Genomic DNA, 240 nt, shown 5'->3' with positions numbered 1-240 from the left:
AGGTTGATAGGTCAGAGGTGGAAGCGTGGCGACATGTGTAGCTGACTGATACTAATCGATCGAGGACTTAACCAAACTTTTAAAAGCGTAAGCTTTACTCAGCAAACTGTTACCTAGTTTTGAGAGAGCAATCTCTTGTCTGGTGGCGATAGCGAAGAGGTCACACCCGTTCCCATACCGAACACGGAAGTTAAGCTCTTTAGCGCCAATGGTAGTTGGGACTTTGTCCCTGTGAGAGTA

General features: G+C 46.7%; 1 rRNA gene. It reads left to right on the top strand.

The annotated features are described in order from the left end of the window. Positions 1-138 precede the first annotated feature (138 nt). Positions 139-240, top strand: a 5S ribosomal RNA gene (gene rrf / locus AC0C45_RS30295); the annotation flags it as partial.

This window comes from Priestia sp. VA7 (assembly GCF_055710015.1).
Note: the sequence above shows the minus strand (reverse complement) of the source record. Positions and strands in the feature narration are given on the sequence as shown.